This is a genomic window from Kitasatospora sp. NPDC004669 (assembly GCF_040609455.1).
Classification (GTDB): domain Bacteria; phylum Actinomycetota; class Actinomycetes; order Streptomycetales; family Streptomycetaceae; genus Kitasatospora.
Window position 1 is genome coordinate 1 of sequence record NZ_JBEXKB010000105.1, and the last position, 21,029, is coordinate 21,029.

Below are 21,029 nucleotides of genomic sequence, written 5' to 3' on the forward strand. Positions count from 1 at the left end.
CCAGCCGCAATCCGATAAAACGCGCACGCCGAATAAGCACCAGGCCGCAACGCGACAACGCGAAACGACCGGCACGAACCGGAAGTGGTGTTTCAGAGGATTGGCCGCCCCGGGACCGTCCGCGCAGACGCGTGTCCGGTGCTCCCTGCCGAGCGACTAGAGAACACTACCCCTCTCCGTCGCTTCGGGCAAACCGATTCCGGGGACGGTCCGGGTGCAGAGCACGCGGCCCGGCTTCACGTACTCACCGTTGGGGTGGTCGTTGCCGGTGACCCACTGGCGGGCGGCGGCCTCGTCGCGGCCGCCGTCGCGGTGGCGGCGGAGCAGGCGCTCCTCGCGCACGGCGTCGTCGGTGTGGACGTACCAGAGTTCGCGGAGCAGTCGGCGGGCGTCCGGCCAGGGGGTGTCGGCGGAGGCGAGGTAGTTGCCCTCGGTGATGACCACGCGGGTGTGCGGGCGGACGACGTGGCGGGCGGCGACCGGCTCGTCCAGGGTGCGGTCGAAGTCGGGGACGTAGATGTCCTGGAAGCGGTCGGCGGCGATACGGCGCAGCAGGGCGAGGTAGCCGTGGGCGTCGAAGGTGTCCGGGGCGCCCTTGCGGTGGGTCAGGCCGAGGCGGTCGAGCTGAGCGGCGGAGAGGTGGAAGCCGTCGAGCGGGACGTACGCGGCAGTGCCAGGGCCTTCGGTGCGTTCGATCTCGGCGACCAGGTGGCGGGCCAGGGTGGACTTGCCGGCGCCGGGCGGGCCGGCAAGTCCGAGGATCGTACGGGCGTTGCTGCCCGGGCCGCGGAGGAGTCCGAAGGCAAGGGCGGTGAGGCGGTCCTCGTTCATGGCCGCACCCTACTCATTCGGGTGGGCCGGGAGGCCGGCTCAGGAGAGGGCGGGCAGATCCAGCGTGAGGGTGCCGGCGTCGGCGTCGAGCAGGGCGGGGATGCCGAGCGGGACGGTGAGGGTGGACGGGCAGTGGCCGAAGCCCAGTTCCCAGAGCACCGGCACGCCGAGGTCGCCGAGGCGGTCGAGCATCACGTCCCGGACGCGTTCGGGACGTCCGCAGCCCTCCCAGGAACCGAGGGCTATGCCGGCCACGCCGTCGAGGGCGCCGGAGCGCAGGAACTGGGTGAGCAGGCGGTCGAGCTGGTACGGGTGCTCGTTCACGTCTTCGAGGATCAGGATGCTGCCCTCATAGGAGGGGCGGGCGGCTGGTGTGCCGCGCTCGGCGGCGATGACGTGGACGCATCCCCCTGCGGTGACACCGCCGGCGCGGCCGGAGACGAGCGCGGTGGCGGTGGGCGAGGTGAGGACGGTGGTGGCGGCGGGCTCGAAGAGGGTGCGGCGCAGGTGTTCGGCGGTGGGGCCGTCGTTGACGAAGGAGGTGCCGGCGGCCAGCGGCCCGTACAGGGTGGCAAGGCCGACGCGCTGGGCGAAGGCCTCGTGCAGGGAGCTGACGTCGCTGAAGCCGATGAAGGGCTTGGGCCGGGCCGCGCGCATCGCCGTCCAGTCGAGCATGTCGACCACGCGGTGGACGCCGTAGCCGCCGCGGGCGCAGATGACGGCGTCGACGGTGGGGTCGAGCCAGGCGTTCTGGATGTCGGCGGCACGGTCGGCGTCGGTTCCGGCCAGGTAGCCGAGGGTGGGGTGGGTGTCGAGGACGTGCGGTGCGACGGTGACGCGCAGGCCCCAGGAACGGAGGATCTCGCAGCCGGCGGTGAGTCGCTCGGGGTCGATCGGGCCGCTGGGGGCGACGACGGCGATGTGGTCGCCCGGGCGCAGGTGCGGCGGACGGGTCAGTCCCTGGCCGGACGTGGTCGGGTTCTGGTCCATGGGCCGAGCCTTTCGAGGAAGGAGTGGGGGCTGCGGGCGGCCTCGAGGTGTGGTCGAGGCCGCCCGGTGACGATATGCCCCCGCCCTGACCTGCCGATGTCCGCGGGTCGGCGGGCTGAGTGCGCTTCAGGCCGGCTGGGGACGCCCCGGAGCCGGCTGATGGCTCTTCAGATCGCCCCCATCACCTGCCGCACCTCGGCGAGGGTGGCGTCGGCGATGACGTTGGCCCGTTCGGCCCCGTCGCGCAGGACCTGCCGCAGGTGGCCGCGGTCGGCACCGAGTTCGGCGCGGCGGGCGCGCATCGGGCGGAAGTACTCGTTGACCGCTTCGGTGACGGTGCGCTTGAGCGCGGCGGCCCCGCCGTCGCCGATCTCCTCGGCGATCGCCCCGGGGGCGCGGTCCTGGCAGAGCGCGGCGAGCAGGACCAGGCCGGACACCTCGGGGCGGTTCTCCGGGTCGTAGCTGATCCGGCGTTCGGTGTCGGTCTTGGCGCCGCGGATGATCCGGGCGGTCTCGTCCTCGGTGGCACCGAGGGCGACGGCGTTGCCACGGCTCTTGCTCATCTTGCCGCCGTCGGTGCCGAGCAGCATCGGGGCTTCGGAGAGCAGGGCCCTGGGCCGGGGGAAGACGGCGCTGCCGTCGGCGTGCGGGTAGCGCTCGTTGAAGCGGCGGGCGACGGTGCGGGCGACTTCGAGGTGGGGCAGCTGGTCCTGGCCGACCGGGACGAGGTCGGCCTTGCAGAACAGGATGTCGGCGGCCTGGTGGACGGGGTAGGTGAACATCAGTCCGTTGACGGCGGCCTGGCTGGAGTGGGCGATCTCGTCCTTGACGGTGGGGTTGCGGCTCAGTTCGGCGACGCTGACCAGGCTGAGGAAGGGCAGCAGCAGCTGGTTGAGGGCGGGAACGGCACTGTGCGCGAAGATCGTGGCGCGCTCGGGGTCGAGGCCGGCCGCGAGGTAGTCGAGGACGAGGTTCTCGGTGTGCTCGGCGAGCCGGTCGGCCAGGTCGCGGTCGGTGATGACCTGGTAGTCGGCGACCAGGACGAACATCTCGACGCCCTGGTCCTGGAGCCGGACCCGGTTGTGCAGGGTGCCGAAGTAGTGGCCGAGGTGGAGCGGGCCGGTGGGGCGGTCACCGGTGAGGACGCGGTGGGCGCCCGGGTCGTCGATCGGCTCCGGGGCGAGCAGGTCGGACGTGGTCGCGGTGACAGTGGTCGCGGTGACGGTGGCCATCGGGGTTCTCCCTCGGTACGGCGGTGGTGTCGGCCGTCCGGGGCGAGGGGCCCATCCCGCGGGGGAAACGCAGCAGGGCCGTCCATCCCGGACGGCCCTGGTCAGGCGAGTGAGGTGGCCGTCCTAGGACGGCCACCAGCACAGGCCCGTGAAGCGCTTCATGCGTTCAACGATAACGGCACTCCCGCCACGGCACCGGCCTTTGTCGGCATAGCCCCCTCGGCGCGGTCAAGTCCGGTCAGGCCCGGCCGGTTTCGGACGAGACCTGGCGCCTCGGGCTCGGCGTGACAGCGACGAACGCGGTACTGGCCGATCTCAAGGACTTCGTCGCGCCCGGGAGTTGAGCCGATACGCCCGGTAGGGGGCGGCGATGATCTCTCGGTGGTCGCGCGCACACGCCCGGGAATGACGCTTGGAGCTGGTCGCGCGGTGCGGGAGGATCGTCGGGACCGTCCCCCGAAGGGCCCGCCGATGACCTCGCTCCATCCCGCCGCCACCGACCCGTCCCTGCCCTGCCCGCCCGCGGACGGCGCCGACTCCTCGCCTCCGGGAGCCGTCCCGCCCGTTGCGGCCGTCACGGCCGCAACGTCCGTACCGGACGCGCTCTCCGCGCGGATCTGCTCGATCGCCACGGCGGCCGAGGGCGGCGCGGCCGCGTCCGGCGCGACCCGGCAGGGCTGCACCTCCCGCCACGACTCGGTGCCACAGCCGCGCACCGAGGAGGACGTGGAGGCGTACCTCGCCGCGGCCGCCGAACCGGCTGCGGCGAGGGTCGATCCGACGGCGGCGCGGCTCCGGGCGGCCTTCGCCGACCGGCTGCGGGCCGCGCGCGCCGAGGGGCGTTCGCTGACCGAGCTGGCGGCCGCGTGCCGGCGGCCGGTCGAGGAGGTACGGGCACTGCTCGGCGAGGAGGCCGTGGAGGGCCCCTCCGAGCAGGACGTCCCCGTCGGCCGGACCGGGCCGGGGTTCGTCCGGCTCCAGCAGCCGGTCGCGCCGACGGAGGCCAACCGGCCCGCACCGGTGCTGCGTTCGGTACGCGAGGAGGTCCGGAGCCTCGGTTCCCGGCGGCCGTCGCCCTCGCGCCGACTGCGCCGGATGCACCCGCAGGCCGACCGGACCGGGAAGGAGGCGGCCGCACGGGAGACGGCCGCGACCGACCCGGTGGGGGCGGAGCCGCGCGGTGTGGGGTGGGTGGGTGAACTGGCCGGTGCAACGGGGCCGGTGGCTGATCACATGCCTCCGGGAGCCGCCGTGGAGACCGCGTTCGGGGCCTCGTTCGGAGCCCCGGCCGAAGCCTCGTTCGGAGTTTCGTCCGGAGCCGGGAGCGACGCCGGGGCCGGGGCGGCCCGGGCGCAACCGCCGCTGGGCATCCTGATCGGCGGTAGCCCCGGCCAGCCCGAGGCCGTCGGCCGCGCGGAGGAGCGGACGCCGGTCCGGGTGGCGGCGGAGCCGATCCGGGTCGGACGCGGCACCAGCCTGGTCGTGCTGCCCTCCTGGCGTCCCGCCATCGCCGTATCCGTGTCGACCGAGCAGCTGCTCGCCGAGACCGGGCTGACCGTCGGGCAACTCGCCGACGCCCAGCTGACGGTGATGATGAGCCCCTGGGCGCTGCACGATCGGGAGCTGGACCTGCACGGCTGGGAGCCCGGTCCGGCCGCCGGGCGCGGGCGGCGCGGCGGGCGCGGGTAGCGACGCCGGTCCGGTGCGCCGGGCTAGCGGGCCGCCGGGGCGTTCGGGATGTAGCCGAGGTCGACGGACACCGGAGGGCGCCCGTCGACCGCCCAGCCCGCGCGGACGGCGTCCAGCAACTCCGGGAGCCGGGGCGGCCAGAGCGCGTCGGCGTTCTCGTCGGCCAGATCGGCCGGGGTCCACCAGCGCCAGTCGAGGATCCGGTCCTGCGCGTGCACCGCGCTGACGTCGCCGACCGGGCCGCGGTGCGGTCCGCTGGTCAGGTAGATGTGCTCGTGCTGGCGGACCGGGGTGCCGTGCCAGGTGAAGTCGTGCTCCCAGGTGCAGAGCAGCGGGCCGGGCTCGAGGTCGGTCCAGCCGGTCTCCTCCCACAGCTCACGCCGGGCGCCGACCAGCGGGCTCTCGCCGCGCTCCAGTCCACCCCCCGGCATGGTCCAGTGCACGCCGACCTCGTCGTTGTCCGAACGGAGTAGGAACACCGAGCCGTTCTCGTCCAGCACCACCGTGCGGGCGGCCTGCCGGGGAACGCGTTTGCGGGGTCGCAGCAGATTTCGCATCGGGACACTCTGACAGCGCCCGACCGGGGCGTCGAGCGAATTCACCGCACTGCTCACCCGCTCGAACCGGGCCCTGCGCCGAGGCGGCGCCGCGGCCGGCCCGCCGGCCGTACCCTGGCCGCCATGCCCGTACCCTCGATCATCTTCCCCACCGATCCGCTCAACCCGCGCCGGCCCGATCCGCACTTCACCTGGGAGGCCAGGACGTTGCGGGAATTGGGCGGCGAACACCACCTCGTCGACCACGACGCGCTGCTCGCCGGGCACGCCGAGGAGGCGGTCCGGCGGGTGCCCCGGGACAGCGGCCCGCTCTGGTACCGGGGTTGGATGCTCTCCTCCGCCCGGTACGCCGAGTTCGCCGCCGCGCTCACCGCCCGCGGCGGCAACCTGCTGACCAGTGCGCCCGGTTACACGGCGGCACACGAACTGCCCGGCTGGTACGGCGCGTTCGAGGGAGCTACCCCGCCCAGCGTCTGGATCCCGTCCACCGGGGCGGCGGCGCCCGGGCCGGAGGAACTGGCGGCGGCCGCGGCCCGGCTCGGCGGGAGCGGGCCGGCGATCGTCAAGGACTACGTGAAGTCGCGCAAGCACGAATGGCACGAGGCCTGCTACGTACCGGAGCTGGCCGACCTGGCAGCCGTCGGCCGGGTGGTCGGGCGGTTCATCGAGCTGCAGGGCGAGTTCCTGACCGGCGGGGTGGTGCTGCGGCGGTACGAGGAGTTCGAGCGCTCGGATGGGGGGCCGGACCACGCGAGCGGCGGATCGGACGGCGCGAACGGTACCGGCGGGCGGGCCGTGGAGGCTCGGGTGTGGTGGCTGGACGGCCGGCCGATCCTGATCGGGCCACACCCGGACGCCCCGCACCAGGAGGTCGAGCCCGACCTGACCGACGTCCCCGCTCTGGTGCGCAGACTCGGCTGCCGCTTCGTCACCACCGACCTCGCCAGCCGGGCCGACGGGTCCGGCTGGCGGGTGGTCGAGGTCGGGGACGGGCAGGTGAGCGACCTGCCGCGCGGGATCGATGCCTCGGGGCTGCTGGCCTCGCTGATCGCCGCCTGACGGCTTGACCGTCGGGCGGCGATCGGTCCGGGCGGCTTCCGTCGAGGCCGGACGGGCTACCCGGCGGCGACCGTTTCGGCCGCCGGGTGGCCGTCCGCGATGAACGCCTGCCAGAGCCGGGCGTACACGTCGTCCCGGGCGAGCAGTTCGGTGTGGGTACCGTCCTCGACCACCCGGCCGTGGTCCAGCACGACCACCCGGTCGGCTCGCTCGGCGGTGGTCAGGCGGTGCGCGATGACCAGGGTGGTGCGACCACCGCTGAGCCGGTCCGCGGCCTGGTTGACGGCCGCCTCGGTGGCCAGGTCGAGCGCCGCGGTGGCCTCGTCCAGCAGCAGGATGTCCGGGTCGACCAGTTCGGCCCGGGCCAGGGCTATCAGCTGGCGCTGACCCGCCGAGAGGTTCCGTCCGCGGCCGGCGACCTCGTGGTCGTAGCCGTCCGACAGTCGGACGATCATGTCGTGCGCGCCGACCGCGCGGGCCGCCGCCTCCACCTCGGCCGCCGAGGCGTCCGGCCGGCCGTACGCGATCGCCTCACGGATCGTGCCGGCGAACAGGTACGCCTCCTGCGGCACCACGCCCAGGCGGTGGCGGTACTGCGCCAGGTCGTAGCGGGTCAGGTCGACCCCGTCCACGCGGACGGTGCCGGCCGTCGCGTCGTAGAACCGGGCGACCAGCTTGACCAGCGTCGACTTGCCCGCGCCGGTCTCGCCGACCAGCGCCACCGTCTGACCGGCGGGGATGTGCAGGTTCACGTCGCTCAGCACCTCCGGGGCGCCGTCCGCGCCGCCGTTGTAGGCGAAGCCGACGCCCTCGAAGGAGATCTCGCCGCGCAGCCCCTTGGGCACCGGGACCGGGTCGGCCGCCTCGGCGGTAGTGGTCGGGGTGCGCAGCAGCTCGCGGATCCGACCCAGGCCGACCGAGGCCTGCTGGTAACCGTCGAACACCTGGGACAGCTGGTTGACCGGGGCGAAGAACAGGTCGATGTAGAGCAGGTACGCGACCAGCGCGCCGACCGTCAGCGTCCCGGCGTCGACCCGGGCGGCACCGACGATCAGCACGAGCGCGGCGGCCACACTGGAGAGGAACTGGACGAACGGGAAGTACAGCGAGATGTAGAGCTGTGCGCGGACCCGGGCCTCGCGGTACGCGATGCCGCGGGCCACGAAGCGGTCGGTGTTGGTGTCCAGCCGGCGGAAGGCCTGAACGATCCGCATGCCGGCCACGTTCTCCTGCAGGTCGGCGTTGACCGTGCTGATCAGGTCGCGGGAGCGCTCGTACTGGTCCTTGGACTTCTTGCGGAACACCAGGGTGGCGATCACCAGCAGCGGCAGCACGGCGAAGACCACCAGGGCCAGGCCGGCATCGATGATCAGCAGGGCGACGAAGATCCCGGCGAAGGTCAGCAGGCTGACCACGGCGGTGACCATGCCGGTCTGCAGGAAGGACGTCAGCGAGTCCAGGTCGGTGGTCATCCGGGTCATGATCCGGCCGGTCAGCTCGCGCTCGTAGTAGTCCAGGCCGAGCCGGTTGAGGTGCGCGAAGATCTTGAGCCGGAGGGTGTAGAGCACGCGCTCGCCGGTGCGGCCGCTGACCCGGTTCTCGGCGCTCTGCACCACCCAGTCCAGCAGGACCACGACCAGCGCGGTGAGCGCGGCCACCGCGACGCCGGCCATCAGACCCTTGCGGACGCCCTCGTCGATGCCGTGCCGGATCAGCACCGGAAGCACCAGGCCGGCAGCCGCGTCCAGGGCGACCAGGAGGAAGGCCAGGGCCAGCGGGGCACGGAAGGGCCGCAGCAGGCGACCAAGGGTGAAGTCAGGATCGCTGGCCTCGGCCTCGACGCGGGGGACGGCCGGGGTGTCGGCGGCCGGCGGGAGCGCGGCGACCTTGGCCATCAGGTCGGGGTCGGCGGTGCGGGCCGCCTTGGTCAGGGCGGGGGTGGTGGCGGTCGCGGCAGCGGGGGGCTGCTCGGCCCGGCCGGTTCGCCCGCCCTGCTCGGCCTCGTCGGTCGCCGGCCCGGTGGGATCGGTCGCCTGGTCGGGCTGAGGGGTGCGGCCGGCCTCGGGGTCCGTGATCAGGGCCCGGTACTGGGGACATCGGGCTTCGAGTTCCTCGCGTGTCCCGATGTCCAGCAGTCGGCCGCGGTCCAGGACGGCGATCCGGTCGGCGAGCTGGAGGGTCGAGCGGCGGTGGGCGATCAGCAGGGTGGTGCGGCCGGTCATCACCGAGCGCAGCGCGTCGTGGATCTCCGCCTCGACCTGCGGGTCCACCGCGGAGGTGGCGTCGTCCAGCAGCAGGATCCGGGGATCGGTGAGGATCGCCCGGGCCAGGGCGATGCGCTGGCGCTGGCCGCCGGAAAGGGTCAGGCCCTGCTCACCGACCTTGGTCTCGTAGCCGTCCGGCAGCGCGCGGACGAACTCGTCGGCCTGGGCGGCGCGGGCGGCGGCGACGACCTGCTCGTCGGTGGCGTCCGGACGGCCGTAGGCGATGTTGGTGCGGACCGACTCCGAGAAGAGGAAGCTCTCCTCGGGGACGATGCCGACCGCCGCGCGGACCGAGTCCAGGGTGAGGTCGCGCAGATCGTGCCCGTAGAGGCGGACGGCGCCCGCGGCCGGGTCGTAGAAGCGGGGCACCAGCTGGGCCACCGTCGACTTGCCGGAGCCGGAGGCGCCGACCAGGGCGAGGGTCTCGCCGGGGGCCAGCTGCAGGCTGAGGCCGTGCAGGACGGGGGCGGGGTGCTCGGGGTCGTAGCGGAACTCGACCTGGTCGAACTCCAGGGCGACCTCGGGGGCCCTGGGGCCGACGGCGGTACCGGTCGGGGCGTCGCCCTTCCGGGCCCCGTCGGTGGTGCCGTCCGTGGTGTCGGCGGTGACGCGGTCGGTGGTGCCGGCAGCAGTGCTGTCGCGGGTGAGGTCCAGGGTGAGCGCCTCCGGGCGCTCCTTGACCAGCGGGCGCTCGTCGATCAGCTGCAGGACGCGCTCGACGCCCGCCCGGGCCTGCTGGCCGACCGTGATGACCATGGTCAGCATCCGCACCGGCCCGGTCATCTGGGCGACGTAGGTGGAGAAGGCGACGAAGGTACCGAGCGAGACCTGCCCGTCGACGGCCAGCCAGCCGCCGAAGGCCAGCACCGCGACCTGGGCGAGAGCCGGGATCGCCTGCATCGCCGGGTTGTACCGGGCGTTGAGGCGAATCGAACGGAGCCGGGCGGCGAAGAGGTTGTGGGAGGCCTGCTCCAGCTTGCCCTGCTCCTGCGCCTCCTGGCCGAAGCCCTTGACCACCCGGACACCGCCGATCGCGCCGTCCACCACGCCCGCGACGGCGGCCGCCTCCTGCTGGGCGGCCCAGGTGGCGGGGAACAGGCGCTTGCGGCTGAGCACGCTGACCCACCACAGCGCGGGAGCCATGACCAGGGCGATCAGGGTGAGCGGCGGGGACAGCCAGAGCATCACGGCCAGCGACATGACGAACATCAGCAGATAGCCGGTCATCATCGGCAGCATCGAGAGCAGGCCGTTGATCAGCTGGAGGTCCGAGGTCGCCCGCCCGACCACCTGGCCGGTGTCCAGGCGGTCCTGGCGGTGACCGTCGAGCCGACCGAGCGAGCGGAACAGGTCACTGCGCATGTCGTGCTGGACGTCGAGGGCGAGCTGACCGCCGTAGTAGCGGCGGACCTGGGTGCAGCCGAAGACCACGACGGCCGCGAGCAGCAGCACCACCGCCCACGGGGTCAGCGAGCGGGTGTGGGCGACGATGACGTCATCGATGATCAGCTTGGTGACCAGCGGCACCAGCGCGGTGACGGCCATGCCGAGGAGCGAGGCGCCGAAGGCGAGCAGCAGGCTGCGCCGGGACCGCCAGCTGTAGCCGATCAGTCGGCGCAGCCAGCCGACTGCCTCGACGGGCGCGTCGGGGTGCGTCTCGGCGGGCGTCTCGGGCTGCTGCTCGACGAGCGTGTCCGTGGGCGGCTCGGGGGCCGGTGGGCCGCTCGGGGATTTCTCCACCGTGGATCCGTGAGTCTCGGGCATATTTAGGGATGCTAACCATTTCGTCGGGTGGCCGCCATGGCATTTTCCGGCCGCGCGAGGCGGCCGGGGTGGACACCGGGGCGGCCCGGATCGTCCGGTCCGGCGGACTGGGCAACAGCCTGCGGCCTGCACTGATTCCCGGTCGAACACATCTGCTATTCACGCGTCCGCCGCCCCTCCAGGGTCGCCGACGGCCCGTCGGGCGCCCAGCGGCCCGGGGGCGGGCGGGCGCCGTTCTTTGGACCTAGGGCCGGGGGCGGGCACGGGCGGCGGCGCGGCACGGGCGGTGCAGCACCGGCGGTGCGGCACGAGCAGTGCGGCACGGGCAGTGCAGTGCCGGCGGCGCGGCGCCGACAGGAGGTTGACGCTCGGGCGGTGTAGCGCTCGGGCGGTATGACGCCCGACTCTCAGGCCCGCTCGGACGGGTCGGTGGCCGCCGAGTCGGAGCCGACCGAATCGGCGGCGGCCGCGAAGGCGCCGTGGGCGAGGGTGTGCAGCAGTGCCGCCATGCCGTCGCGCTGCAGGCCGGTGCGCTCACCCTGGGCCGGGTTCGGGCCGAGGCTGTGCGGGGTCGAGTTGATCAGGCCGAACACCGCGTGCACGGCGGCCCGCGCCACCGGCTCGGCGGTGGGGTCGGCGAGCGGCGGATAGGCCTGCCGGACCACGTCCACCCACAGCTCGACGTAGCCGCGCTGGAGCCGGCGGACGGTGCGGCGGTCCTCCTCCTTGAGGTTCAGCAGCTCGCGGTCGTGCAGGGTGATCAGGTCGCGGTCGTTCAGGGCGAAGTCGACGTGGCCGCTGATCAGCGCGTCCAGTCCGGCGGACGGGCCGTCGCCGCCGCCCGCCCGGCGTCGCCCCTCCTCCAGCAGGCGCTCGCTGATGCCGATCAGCAGATCGGCGAGCATCGCGTCCTTGCCGGCGAAGTGGCGGTAGAGCCCGGGGCCGCTGATGCCGACGGCCTTGCCGATCTCGTCCACGCCCACACCGAGGAAACCCCGGGCGGCGAACAGTCGCGCGGCCTCCCGGCGGATCTGGTCGCGGCGTGGGAGCGCGGAGGCTGCGGGGACGTTCGACATGCTGCCCATCGTAGACAGTCGGGTTATCGGCCGTTAACCTGGGCGCGTAAGTTAACGTTAATTAACGTGGGATCACGGGCGCACCGCACCCGGCCCGCGCACCTGCTGCCGAGGGCAAGGGAGCTCTTGGGAATGGCCATCTCAACCACCGGCGCCCCCTCCGGCGTCCGGCTCAACGCGGCGAACGGCACGGCGGCGGCACCGGGTGCCGTACCGCCGGGAGCCGCCGCTCCGGCTCCCCGGCTCGGCACCTCCGTCGACCCGGGCTCCGCGGCCTACCGGGCCAACACCGAGGCGCACCAGGCCCTGGTCGCCGAGCTGCGCGCCAAGCTCGACGCGGCGGCCCTGGGAGGCGGCGCCAAAGCCCGCGCCCGGCACACGGCGCGCGGCAAGCTGCTCCCCCGCGACCGGGTGGACACCCTGCTCGACCCCGCCTCGCCCTTCCTGGAGCTGGCCCCGCTGGCCGCCGACGGGATGTACGACGGGGCGGCACCCGCGGCCGGGGTGATCGCCGGCATCGGCCGGGTCGCCGGACGCGAGGTGGTGGTGGTCGCCAACGACGCCACCGTCAAGGGCGGCACCTACTACCCGATGACGGTGAAGAAGCACCTGCGCGCCCAGGAGGTCGCGCTGGAGAACCGGCTCCCCTGCGTCTACCTGGTGGACTCCGGCGGCGCCTTCCTCCCCATGCAGGACGAGGTCTTCCCGGACCGCGACCACTTCGGCCGGATCTTCTACAACCAGGCCCGGCTCTCCGCCGCGGGCATCCCGCAGATCGCCGCCGTGCTCGGCTCCTGCACGGCCGGCGGCGCGTACGTCCCGGCGATGAGCGACCAGGCCGTGATCGTCCGCAACCAGGGCACGATCTTCCTGGGCGGGCCGCCGCTGGTGAAGGCCGCCACCGGCGAGGTGGTCACCGCCGAGGAACTGGGCGGCGGCGACCTGCACTCCCGCACCTCGGGCGTGACGGACCACCTGGCCGAGGACGACGCCCACGCCCTCTCCATCGTCCGCAATATCGTGTCCGGGCTCGGCCCGCGCGCGGCCAAGCCGTGGCCGCTCACCCCGGTCGAGCCGCCGGCCGTCGACCCGGCCGGCCTGTACGGGGCCGTCCCGGTCGACCCGCGCACGCCCTACGACGTGCGCGAGGTGATCGCCCGGCTGGTCGACGGCAGCCGCTTCGCCGAGTTCAAGGCCGAGTACGGCGCGACCCTGGTCACCGGCTTCGCCCGGATCCACGGCCACCCCGTCGGCATCGTCGCCAACAACGGTGTGCTGTTCTCGGAGTCGGCCCTCAAGGGCGCCCACTTCATCGAGCTGTGCGACCAGCGCGGCATCCCCCTCCTCTTCCTGCAGAACATCACCGGGTTCATGGTCGGTCGGCAGTACGAGGCGGGCGGCATCGCCAAGCACGGCGCCAAGATGGTCAACGCCGTGGCCTGCACCCGGGTCCCGAAGCTGACCGTGGTGATCGGCGGCTCGTACGGAGCCGGCAACTACTCGATGTGCGGCCGGGCCTACTCACCTCGCTTCCTGTGGATGTGGCCGGGCTCCAAGATCTCCGTGATGGGCGGCGAGCAGGCGGCCTCCGTGCTCGCCACCGTCCGCCGCGACCAGTTGGAGGCGCACGGCGAGGAGTGGCCGACCGAGGCGGAGGAGGAGTTCAAGCGCCCCGTCCGCGAGCAGTACGAGCGCCAGGGCAACGCCTACTACGCCACCGCCCGGCTCTGGGACGACGGTGTGATCGACCCTATGGACACCCGCACCGTCGTCGGGCTCGCCCTCACCGCCTGCGCCAACGCCCCGCTGGCGCCGCCCGCGCCGTACGGCGTCTTCCGCATGTGACGCCTCACGGTGCGACCCTCGTGATGCACCCCCTGATGTGACCCCTCTCTTCCGGGTGTGACTCCCGCGGCGCCGGCCCGCCCTTCGGGCCGGCGCCCCAACCGCCCACCACCACCTCCTTCGTACGGCTCCCCTCGACCCGGAGGAACGCCTCCCATGTTCGACACAGTTCTGGTCGCCAACCGCGGCGAGATCGCCCTGCGGGTGATCCGCACCCTGCGGCGGCTCGGTGTCCGCTCGGTCGCCGTGTTCAGCGACGCGGACGCCGACGCCCCGCACGTCCGCGAGGCCGACGTCGCGGTCCGCCTCGGCCCGGCCGACCGCAGCGACAGCTCGGCCGCCGAGACCTACCTGCGGACCGACCAGATCCTCGCCGCCGCCCGCCGCACCGGCGCCCAGGCCGTCCACCCCGGCTACGGTTTCCTCGCGGAGAACCCCGGCTTCGCCCGTGCCTGCGCCGACGCGGGCCTCGTCTTCATCGGCCCGCCTCCCGGTGCGGTCGAGCTGATGGGCGACAAGATCAACGCCAAGGAGGCCGTGCGTACCGCCGGTGTCCCGGTGGTCCCCGGCAGCCAGGCCACCGCGCCCACCGACGAGGAACTCGTTGCCGCCGCCGACGAGATCGGCTACCCCGTGCTGCTCAAGCCGTCCGCCGGTGGCGGCGGCAAGGGCATGCGCCTGGTGCGGGACCGCGCCGACCTGCCCACCGAGATCGCCGCCGCCCGCCGCGTCGCCCGCACCGCCTTCGGCGACGACACCCTGCTGCTGGAGCGCTGGGTCGACCGGCCGCGCCACATCGAGGTGCAGGTGCTGGCCGACGCCCACGGCACCACCGTCCACCTCGGCGAGCGCGAGTGCAGTCTGCAGCGCCGCCACCAGAAGCTGATCGAAGAGGCTCCCTCCGTTCTCCTCAATGCCGAGACCCGCGCCGCGATGGGCGCCGCGGCCGTCCGCGCCGCGGAGTCCTGCGGCTACACCGGGGCCGGCACCGTGGAGTTCATCGTCCCCGGCATCGACCCGGACGCCCCCGCCTCCGCCGCCGAGGGGGTGCGGGACTTCTTCTTCATGGAGATGAACACCCGTCTCCAGGTGGAACACCCCGTCACCGAACTCGCCGTCGCCGTCGGCCCGGACTCAGCCCGGCTCGACCTGGTCGAGTGGCAGCTGCGCGTCGCCGCCGGCGAACCGCTCTCCTTCGCCCAGTCCGACATCTCCTTCCTGGGCCACGCCATCGAGGCCCGCATCTGCGCCGAGGACCCGGAACGCGACTTCCTGCCCACCGGCGGCCGCATCCTCACCCTGGACGAGCCCCGGGGCGAGGGCATCCGCGTCGACTCCGGGGTCGCCCCCGGAACTGTCGTGACCAGCGCCTACGACCCCATGCTCGCCAAGGTCATCGCGTACGGGCCCGACCGCCCGACCGCGCTGCGCCGACTCCGCGCCGCGCTGGCCGACACCCGCATCCTGGGTGTCACCACCAACGCCGGCTTCCTGCGCCGACTGCTCGCCCACCCGGAGGTCGTCGCCGGCCGACTGGACACCGGCCTGGTGGAACAGACGGCCCGGCAGCAGCCGGCCCTGCTCACCGCGCCGTACTCCCCGTCGAACGCTTCCGCCCCGGCCGGGGCCTCGGGCTCCAGCCACCCCGCGGACGAAGCCGACACCGCGGCGGCCGAACCACCGTCACCCGCCCACCTCCTCTACTACGCGGCCGCGCTGGCACGGCACCTGGAACTGACCCCGGCCGCCGACCCCGGCGGCTGGACCGACCCGTTCTCCCTTCCCTCCGGCTGGCGCCTGGGCGGCTCCCCCGCCTGGACCACCCACCGACTCCGTACCCCCGGCCAGGACCCGGTGCCGGTGCGCATCCGTTCGATCACTGCGGGCAACGTAGCCGACCCCACTGACAATTCCACCGGACTCACCCGCGAGGTGGAGCTGCAGCTCGACACCGGGCCCGTCCACCGCGCCCGCGCGACCCTGGCCGGCGACCGGCTGCACCTGACCGTCGACGGCCTGCAGACCGCCTTCGCGCTGGCCACCGACACCACCCCCGGTCTGACGGCCGGCCCGGTGACCTGGCTCGGCATCGAGGGCGACGCCTGGCCGCTGCACGCCTACGACCCCGTCGTCGAGAGCGCCGCCGGGGCCGCCGCCCACCACGGCGCCCTGACCGCCCCGATGCCCGGCACGGTCACCGTCGTGAAGACCACGGCGGGCGAGACCGTCCGCAAGGGCCAGCCCCTGCTCGTGCTGGAGGCCATGAAGATGGAACACGTGATCGCCGCCCCGCACGACGGCGTGGTGGCCGAGCTGCGGGCCACCGCCGGCGCCACCGTCGCGATGGAGGACCTGCTGGTCGTGGTCACCCCGGCCGAGGAGGCCGCCGAGCCCGCGGAGGTGCGGTCATGACCGACGCCACCCACGACCCCGACGCCCTCGACCTGGGCCTGCCCGACCCGGTCCGCGCCCCCGGCCTGCCCGAGGAGGTCCGGATCCACGAGGTCGGCCCGCGCGACGGCCTGCAGAACGAGGGCTCGCTGGTGCCCGTCGAGGTCAAGGCGGAGTTCATCTCCCGGCTCGCGGCCGCAGGGCTGCGGACCGTCGAGGCCACCAGCTTCGTTCACCCGAAATGGGTACCCCAGCTCGCCGACGCCGAGGAGCTGATGCCCCGGCTCGCCGACCTGCCGGAGCGCCACCCCGGCCTGCGGCTGCCGGTTCTGGTGCCCAACGAGCGCGGCCTCGACCGCGCGCTCGCCCACCACGCCATCGACATCGCGGTGTTCGCCAGCGCCACCGAGACCTTCGCCCGGCGCAACCTCAACCGTTCGGCGGACGAGGCCATGGAGATGTTCCGCCCGGTCGTGACCCGGGCTGCCGAGGCCGGGGTCACGGTCCGCGGCTACCTCTCGATGTGCTTCGGCGACCCCTGGGAGGGGCCCGTCCCGGTCGACCAGGTGGTCCGGTACGGCGTGCAGCTGCTGGAGATGGGCTGCGCGGAGCTGAGCCTCGGCGACACCATCGGCGTGGCCACCCCCGGCCAGGTCGGTGCCCTGCTGACCGGCTTCGCGAAGGCCGGTGTACCGACCGACCGGCTCGCCGTGCACTTCCACGACACCTACGGCCAGGCGCTCAGCAACACCCTGGCGGCGCTGCGCGAGGGCGTCACCACGGTGGACGCCTCGGCGGGCGGCCTGGGCGGCTGCCCGTACGCGAAGAGCGCCACCGGCAACCTGGCCACCGAGGACCTGGTGTGGATGTTGCACGGGCTCGGCGTCCGGACCGGCGTCGACCTGCGCGCGCTGGTGGCGACCAGCGGCTGGATGGCCGAGCGCCTCGGCCGCCCGAGCCCGTCCCGCACCGTCCAGGCACTGCTCGGCGCCGCCCGGGGCTGACCCAGCCCCGGCCCGACTCCCCGGCGCCGGCTGCCCGTTCGGTCCGGCCGGCGCCCCACGCACCGCGTTCATCCCTCAACCACACCGTGCGATCGTCACACCATCCGACGGACGCCGGTCATCCCGTTCCCGCCCGCGGCCACCCCGGCCGGGCACCAGGAGGATCAGATGCTCGATCACCGGCTCAGCAGCGAGTACGAGGAACTGCGGCGCACCGTCGCCGAGTTCGCCCAGGACGTGGTGGCGCCGAAGATCGGCGAGTTCTACGAGCGGGAGGAGTTCCCGTACGAGATCGTCCGGGAGATGGGGCGGATGGGGCTGTTCGGCCTGCCCTTCCCGGAGGAGTACGGCGGCATGGGCGGCGACTACTTCGCGCTCGGCCTCGCGCTGGAGGAACTCGCCCGTGTCGACTCCTCGGTGGCGATCACCCTGGAGGCCGCCGTCTCACTCGGCGCGATGCCGATCTACCGGTTCGGCACCGAGGAGCAGAAGCGCGAATGGCTGCCCCGACTGACCTCGGGCGAACTCCTCGGCGCCTTCGGCCTCACCGAGCCGGAGGGCGGGTCGGACGCCGGCGCCACCCGCACGACCGCGCGCTACGACGAGACCACCGACGAGTGGGTCATCAACGGCACGAAGTGCTTCATCACCAACTCCGGCACCGACATCACCGGACTGGTCACCGTCACCGCGCTCACCGAACCGATCGCTCGTTCGAGTGAAGAGGGCGAATTCCGCTCGCCCGTGCGGGAGATCTCCTCCATCATGGTGCCCACCGGGACCCCTGGGTTCCAGGTCTCGAAGAAGTACTCGAAGGTCGGGTGGAACGCGTCCGACACCCGTGAATTGTCCTTTACCGACTGCCGCGTTCCCGCGGCCAACCTGCTGGGCGAGCGTGGCCGAGGCTACGCCCAGTTCCTGCGGATCCTCGACGAGGGCCGCATCGCGATCGCGGCCCTGGCCACCGGCCTGGCCCAGGGGTGCGTCGACGAGTCCGTGAAGTACGCCGGCGAGCGTCGGGCCTTCGGCCGGCCGATCGGCGCCAACCAGGCCATCCAGTTCAAGCTTGCCGACATGGAGCTGCGCGCCCACACCTCCCGCCTGGCCTGGCGGGACGCCGCCTCCCGGCTGCTGCACGGCGAACCGTTCAAGAAGGAGGCCGCGATCGCGAAGCTGTACTCGTCCGAGGCCGCCGTCGACAACGCCCGTGAGGCGACCCAGATCCACGGCGGGTACGGCTTCATGAACGAATTCCCGGTCGCCCGCTTCTGGCGCGACTGCAAGATTCTCGAGATCGGGGAGGGCACGTCTGAGGTTCAGCGCATGCTCATCGCCCGGGAGCTCGGCGTCACGTCGTGACGATCACTTCCTGATGGTCGCCTCCTGAGCCGAGTCCACCGGGTCAACCCACCGCTCCGCAAAGCGTGCTGAGGAGCGGCCGACCGTGGAGGAGGCATCAGGAGGAGGCATCAGGGGATATCAGAGCAACAGGGTTGCCGGGGCGGACGTCCGCGGGGACTCCGCAGGGCCCGTAGGGACTCGCCAGGGGCTCCGCAGCGGTCTCGCGGACCCTCGGAAGTCCTCAAGGGATCACGATCACCGGACGGTTGGCCCGCCGCGCCAGCCGACCGGAGACCGAGCCGAAGAGCTTGCCGAGCAGGCCGTGCGTCGTGCCGACGACGATCGCGTCGGCGGCGTACTCGCGGCCGACCTCCTCGATCTCGTGGCAGATGTCGCCGCCCCGCTCGATCAGGATCCACGGCACCCCGGCGAGGAAGTCCGCGCAGGCGAGTTCCAGGCCGAGGACCTCGGTCCGATGGTCGGGGAGGTCGACGAAGACCGGCGGTTCGCAGCCCGCCCAGACCGTGGCCGGCAGGCGGTTGGCGACGTGCACGATCACCAGGCCGCACTGCGACCGGCGGGCCATGCCGACCGCGTAGGCGAGGGCTCGCTCGCTCGACAGCGAGCCGTCGAAGCCGACCACCACGCCGTGCTGGAACACCGGGTCGAGAGAGCGCCCGGGAGCCTCCTGAGCCGATGGCTCGGTGTGCCCGCCGAGGATGCCGGGCGCCGTCTCCGGACGCTCGGCGCCCGGGCCCGTGCGGCCCGTCACCGGGGGCTCCGCAGAACCGGGCGGGTGCTCGCCACGCCGCTGGCGCGGCCCTGGGCGGTCGCGGCGGGCGAGGCCGCCACGGCGGGTGAGGCTGCGCAGAGCGCGCGCGAGGCCCTGGGGTTCACCCCGCTCAGGGATCGCGCCTGCGGGCCGGGCCGCCCCGCCGGGCGCATCGGTCCGCTCACGGTCCGGCTCGCCGGTCGACGGGTGGCCGGCGGGCTCGACGCACTCGGCACGCTCGACGTGCGAGTCGGCAGGCCCGTCGGCGCGGCCGTCGACGACACCACCCCCATCGACACGGCCGTCGTCGGCGTGGTCTTCGGCGTGCTCACCCAGGAGCCCTTCGGCGCGCTCGTCACGGTGCCCGTGGGCCGGGTCGAGGTTCGTGCAGGCGTCGTCTCCCCCGGGCCCTGTGCCCGCACTGCAGGACGCGTCCGGTTCGACCGGTCGGGAAGGCTCAAAAACAGCCATGGTTCACGGCTCTTCAGGGGAGAGGGGCCGACAGGAGAGGACAACGCTGCCCAGGCAGCAGGCCCAGGCCCGCCCACGGCATGACGTCGGTCTACGCCGAGCAGCACCGTATGTGACCTGTTCCTTTCAGAGTACGACGGGCACGGGGCCCAGCCCAGCGGCGAAGCCCCGGAGCGATGTTGTTCCCGCGAAAGGGGGATGCGCACGCCGAAACAGTGCGCCCTGCCCGCAGGCGATCGCGCCCCCTCCGGAAAGGAGGTTCCCTGGAGCTTGACTGAGCGGACCGGAAGGCGCAACAGGCCCCCCGGACACCGTGACCGGACTGTCATGGATTGGCGACGATCCGTTGCGGGACGTCGCGAACCGTTACGCCCCGCGAGTCCCGCCGGGCCCCGCCAGCCCGTCCGAACGCCGTCCGTCCATCACGCGCCCAGGCCCGTTTCAGCCACTTCGTACGGCTTCGCGACGCGCTCTGGCATTTGCCAAGTGCATAGGTGCGGGCGCTGGCACCATGCTCGGCATGTCCCTGCTCCTGTTCGACCTCGACAACACGCTGCTGCCCCGGGACGCCGCCTTCCGGGCCTGGGCGCAGGACTTCCTGTCCGAACACCACCTACCGCCCGGCGACCTCGACTGGTTCGTCACCCTCGACGGCGGCGGCTACGTGCCGCGCAGCACCGTACTGTCCGCCGTCCGGCGCCGCTACGAGCTGGACGCCTCCGTCGAGTTCCTGCTCGCGCACTTCCGACGCGGCATCAACTCGCACATCCACTGTCCGTCCCGGAACATCGAGGCGCTGCGGGCGGCACGGGCGGCCGGGTGGACACTCGGGATCGTCTCCAACGGGGGCACCAAACCGCAGTTGGAGAAGATCCGGCGGACCGGACTGGGGTCGATGGTCGACGGTTGGGTGATCTCGGAGGAGGCCGACTGCGTCAAGCCGGATCCGCTGATCTTCGAGATCGCCGCCCAGCGGTGCGGCGTCCGACCGACCGGGGACTGGGCGGCGCACACCTGGATGGTCGGGGACCACGCGCCCGCCGACATCGCCGGTGCCAAACTGGCCGGGCTCCGCAGCGTCTGGCTGCACCACGGCCGGCCGTGGGCGGAGAGCGGCTACCGACCGACGTTGAAGGCCGCCGGGTTGCCGGAGGCCGTCGGGTTGGTGCTGGCCGCGCGCAACGCGCCCTCCGCCCGGCCGGGCGTCCGTGCGGGCGTCCGTGCGGGCCAGCCGGTGCGTCGGCAGCCCACCGCGACCCCCGCCCGGGTCCCGGTGCGCGCGACGGCGCCGCTCGGCGCGCGGTCCGGCGCACGCCCGACGGGGACCGCCCCGGAGGGCCCCAATGCGCCCGTCGCCCTGAACGCCGGGGTGAAGGCCGGGGCGGTCGGCGCCCCGGGCTCCGGAGCGGGGGCCGATGTCCGAAACCGATCAGGCGAATTTGCCGTGATCGCCGACGGTCGCCAGCGCGCGGAAGTGCGCACGGAACCGGTCATCGGGGCGGGCGCCGGGGCGGAGCCGGGCGCGTACGGTGGCCGGCCCGTTGCGCCGGTGTGCCCAACACCCCTCCGTGCGACGGTCGATGACATCGCACCCGCCCGGACCGTCTTCACTTCGGCGCCGGTCACGATCACGGCCGCGGCGGCCGCCCAGTAGCGCCGGGGGTCGGATCCGGCCGCGTCGAGGACCCCGCTCGGAATCGGACACACAGCGCCGCTGCACGGGGGGGGGGGGGGGGGCGCGCG

15 protein-coding genes and 1 pseudogene are annotated in these 21,029 nt (G+C 73.4%); 9 read left to right on the forward strand and 7 right to left on the reverse strand.

Annotation, left to right across the window (positions count from 1 at the left end):
• Window positions 1-156 precede the first annotated feature (156 nt).
• From ABZW30_RS42790 to trpS, 3 genes are all read right to left on the reverse strand, one after another.
• Window positions 157-831, reverse strand: a complete 675-nt coding sequence (locus ABZW30_RS42790) for a nucleoside/nucleotide kinase family protein (protein WP_355676731.1) — start codon at window positions 829-831, stop codon at window positions 157-159.
• A 39-nt stretch (window positions 832-870) separates the two neighbouring features.
• Window positions 871-1,821 carry an LD-carboxypeptidase gene (locus ABZW30_RS42795; RefSeq protein WP_355676732.1) on the reverse strand — a complete coding sequence of 317 codons (951 nt, stop codon included), beginning with the start codon at window positions 1,819-1,821 and terminating at the stop codon, window positions 871-873.
• Window positions 1,822-1,988: 167 nt separating this feature from the next.
• On the reverse strand, window positions 1,989-3,053 hold the full coding sequence (trpS, locus tag ABZW30_RS42800) for a tryptophan--tRNA ligase (protein WP_355676733.1): 1,065 nt from the start codon (window positions 3,051-3,053) through the stop codon (window positions 1,989-1,991).
• Window positions 3,054-3,271: 218 nt separating this feature from the next.
• Between trpS and ABZW30_RS42805 the strand changes: the two are divergent.
• Both ABZW30_RS42805 and ABZW30_RS42810 read left to right on the forward strand, forming a co-directional pair.
• Window positions 3,272-3,397: pseudogene (locus ABZW30_RS42805) on the forward strand (iron-siderophore ABC transporter substrate-binding protein); the annotation flags it as partial.
• Between the two features lie 127 nt (window positions 3,398-3,524).
• The gene (locus ABZW30_RS42810; protein ID WP_355676734.1) at window positions 3,525-4,742 is read left to right on the forward strand and encodes a hypothetical protein; all 1,218 of its coding nucleotides are present in this window, start codon (window positions 3,525-3,527) and stop codon (window positions 4,740-4,742) included.
• 23 nt (window positions 4,743-4,765) lie between these two features.
• Here ABZW30_RS42810 and ABZW30_RS42815 read toward each other — a convergent pair whose 3' ends face one another.
• Window positions 4,766-5,299 (reverse strand): NUDIX domain-containing protein, encoded by a 534-nt coding sequence (locus ABZW30_RS42815; protein WP_355676735.1) that lies wholly within the window; start codon window positions 5,297-5,299, stop codon window positions 4,766-4,768.
• 123 nt (window positions 5,300-5,422) lie between these two features.
• On the opposite strand from ABZW30_RS42815, the gene ABZW30_RS42820 reads away from it, so the two are divergent.
• On the forward strand, window positions 5,423-6,358 hold the full coding sequence (locus tag ABZW30_RS42820) for an ATP-grasp domain-containing protein (RefSeq protein ID WP_355676736.1): 936 nt from the start codon (window positions 5,423-5,425) through the stop codon (window positions 6,356-6,358).
• Window positions 6,359-6,414: 56 nt separating this feature from the next.
• Here ABZW30_RS42820 and ABZW30_RS42825 read toward each other — a convergent pair whose 3' ends face one another.
• Window positions 6,415-10,386 carry an ABC transporter ATP-binding protein gene (locus ABZW30_RS42825; RefSeq protein WP_355676737.1) on the reverse strand — a complete coding sequence of 1,324 codons (3,972 nt, stop codon included), beginning with the start codon at window positions 10,384-10,386 and terminating at the stop codon, window positions 6,415-6,417.
• 407 nt (window positions 10,387-10,793) lie between these two features.
• Complete coding sequence (locus ABZW30_RS42830; RefSeq protein ID WP_355676738.1) at window positions 10,794-11,462, reverse strand: TetR/AcrR family transcriptional regulator; 669 nt, start codon at window positions 11,460-11,462, stop codon at window positions 10,794-10,796.
• Between the two features lie 132 nt (window positions 11,463-11,594).
• Between ABZW30_RS42830 and ABZW30_RS42835 the strand changes: the two genes are divergently transcribed.
• The 4 genes from ABZW30_RS42835 (at window position 11,595) to ABZW30_RS42850 (ending at window position 18,061) form a co-directional block, all read left to right on the forward strand.
• Window positions 11,595-13,307, forward strand: coding sequence for a carboxyl transferase domain-containing protein (locus ABZW30_RS42835; RefSeq protein WP_355676739.1), 1,713 nt, complete (start codon window positions 11,595-11,597; stop codon window positions 13,305-13,307).
• A gap of 156 nt (window positions 13,308-13,463) precedes the next feature.
• A complete protein-coding gene (locus ABZW30_RS42840) occupies window positions 13,464-15,719 on the forward strand; it encodes a biotin carboxylase N-terminal domain-containing protein (protein WP_355676740.1) in 2,256 nt (751 codons plus the stop codon).
• Window positions 15,716-16,702, forward strand: a complete 987-nt coding sequence (locus ABZW30_RS42845; protein WP_355676741.1) for a hydroxymethylglutaryl-CoA lyase — start codon at window positions 15,716-15,718, stop codon at window positions 16,700-16,702. The genes ABZW30_RS42840 and ABZW30_RS42845 overlap by 4 nt, the downstream gene beginning before the upstream one ends.
• 168 nt (window positions 16,703-16,870) lie before the next feature.
• On the forward strand, window positions 16,871-18,061 hold the full coding sequence (locus ABZW30_RS42850) for an acyl-CoA dehydrogenase family protein (RefSeq protein ID WP_355676742.1): 1,191 nt from the start codon (window positions 16,871-16,873) through the stop codon (window positions 18,059-18,061).
• Window positions 18,062-18,284: 223 nt separating this feature from the next.
• Here ABZW30_RS42850 and ABZW30_RS42855 read toward each other — a convergent pair whose 3' ends face one another.
• A complete protein-coding gene (locus ABZW30_RS42855; protein WP_355676745.1) occupies window positions 18,285-18,764 on the reverse strand; it encodes a universal stress protein in 480 nt (159 codons plus the stop codon).
• 75 nt (window positions 18,765-18,839) lie between these two features.
• Between ABZW30_RS42855 and ABZW30_RS42860 the strand changes: the two genes are divergently transcribed.
• Window positions 18,840-19,370 carry a hypothetical protein gene (locus tag ABZW30_RS42860; RefSeq protein ID WP_355676743.1) on the forward strand — a complete coding sequence of 177 codons (531 nt, stop codon included), beginning with the start codon at window positions 18,840-18,842 and terminating at the stop codon, window positions 19,368-19,370.
• A 436-nt stretch (window positions 19,371-19,806) separates the two neighbouring features.
• Window positions 19,807-20,940 carry an HAD-IA family hydrolase gene (locus ABZW30_RS42865; RefSeq protein ID WP_355676744.1) on the forward strand — a complete coding sequence of 378 codons (1,134 nt, stop codon included), beginning with the start codon at window positions 19,807-19,809 and terminating at the stop codon, window positions 20,938-20,940.
• Window positions 20,941-21,029 lie beyond the last annotated feature (89 nt).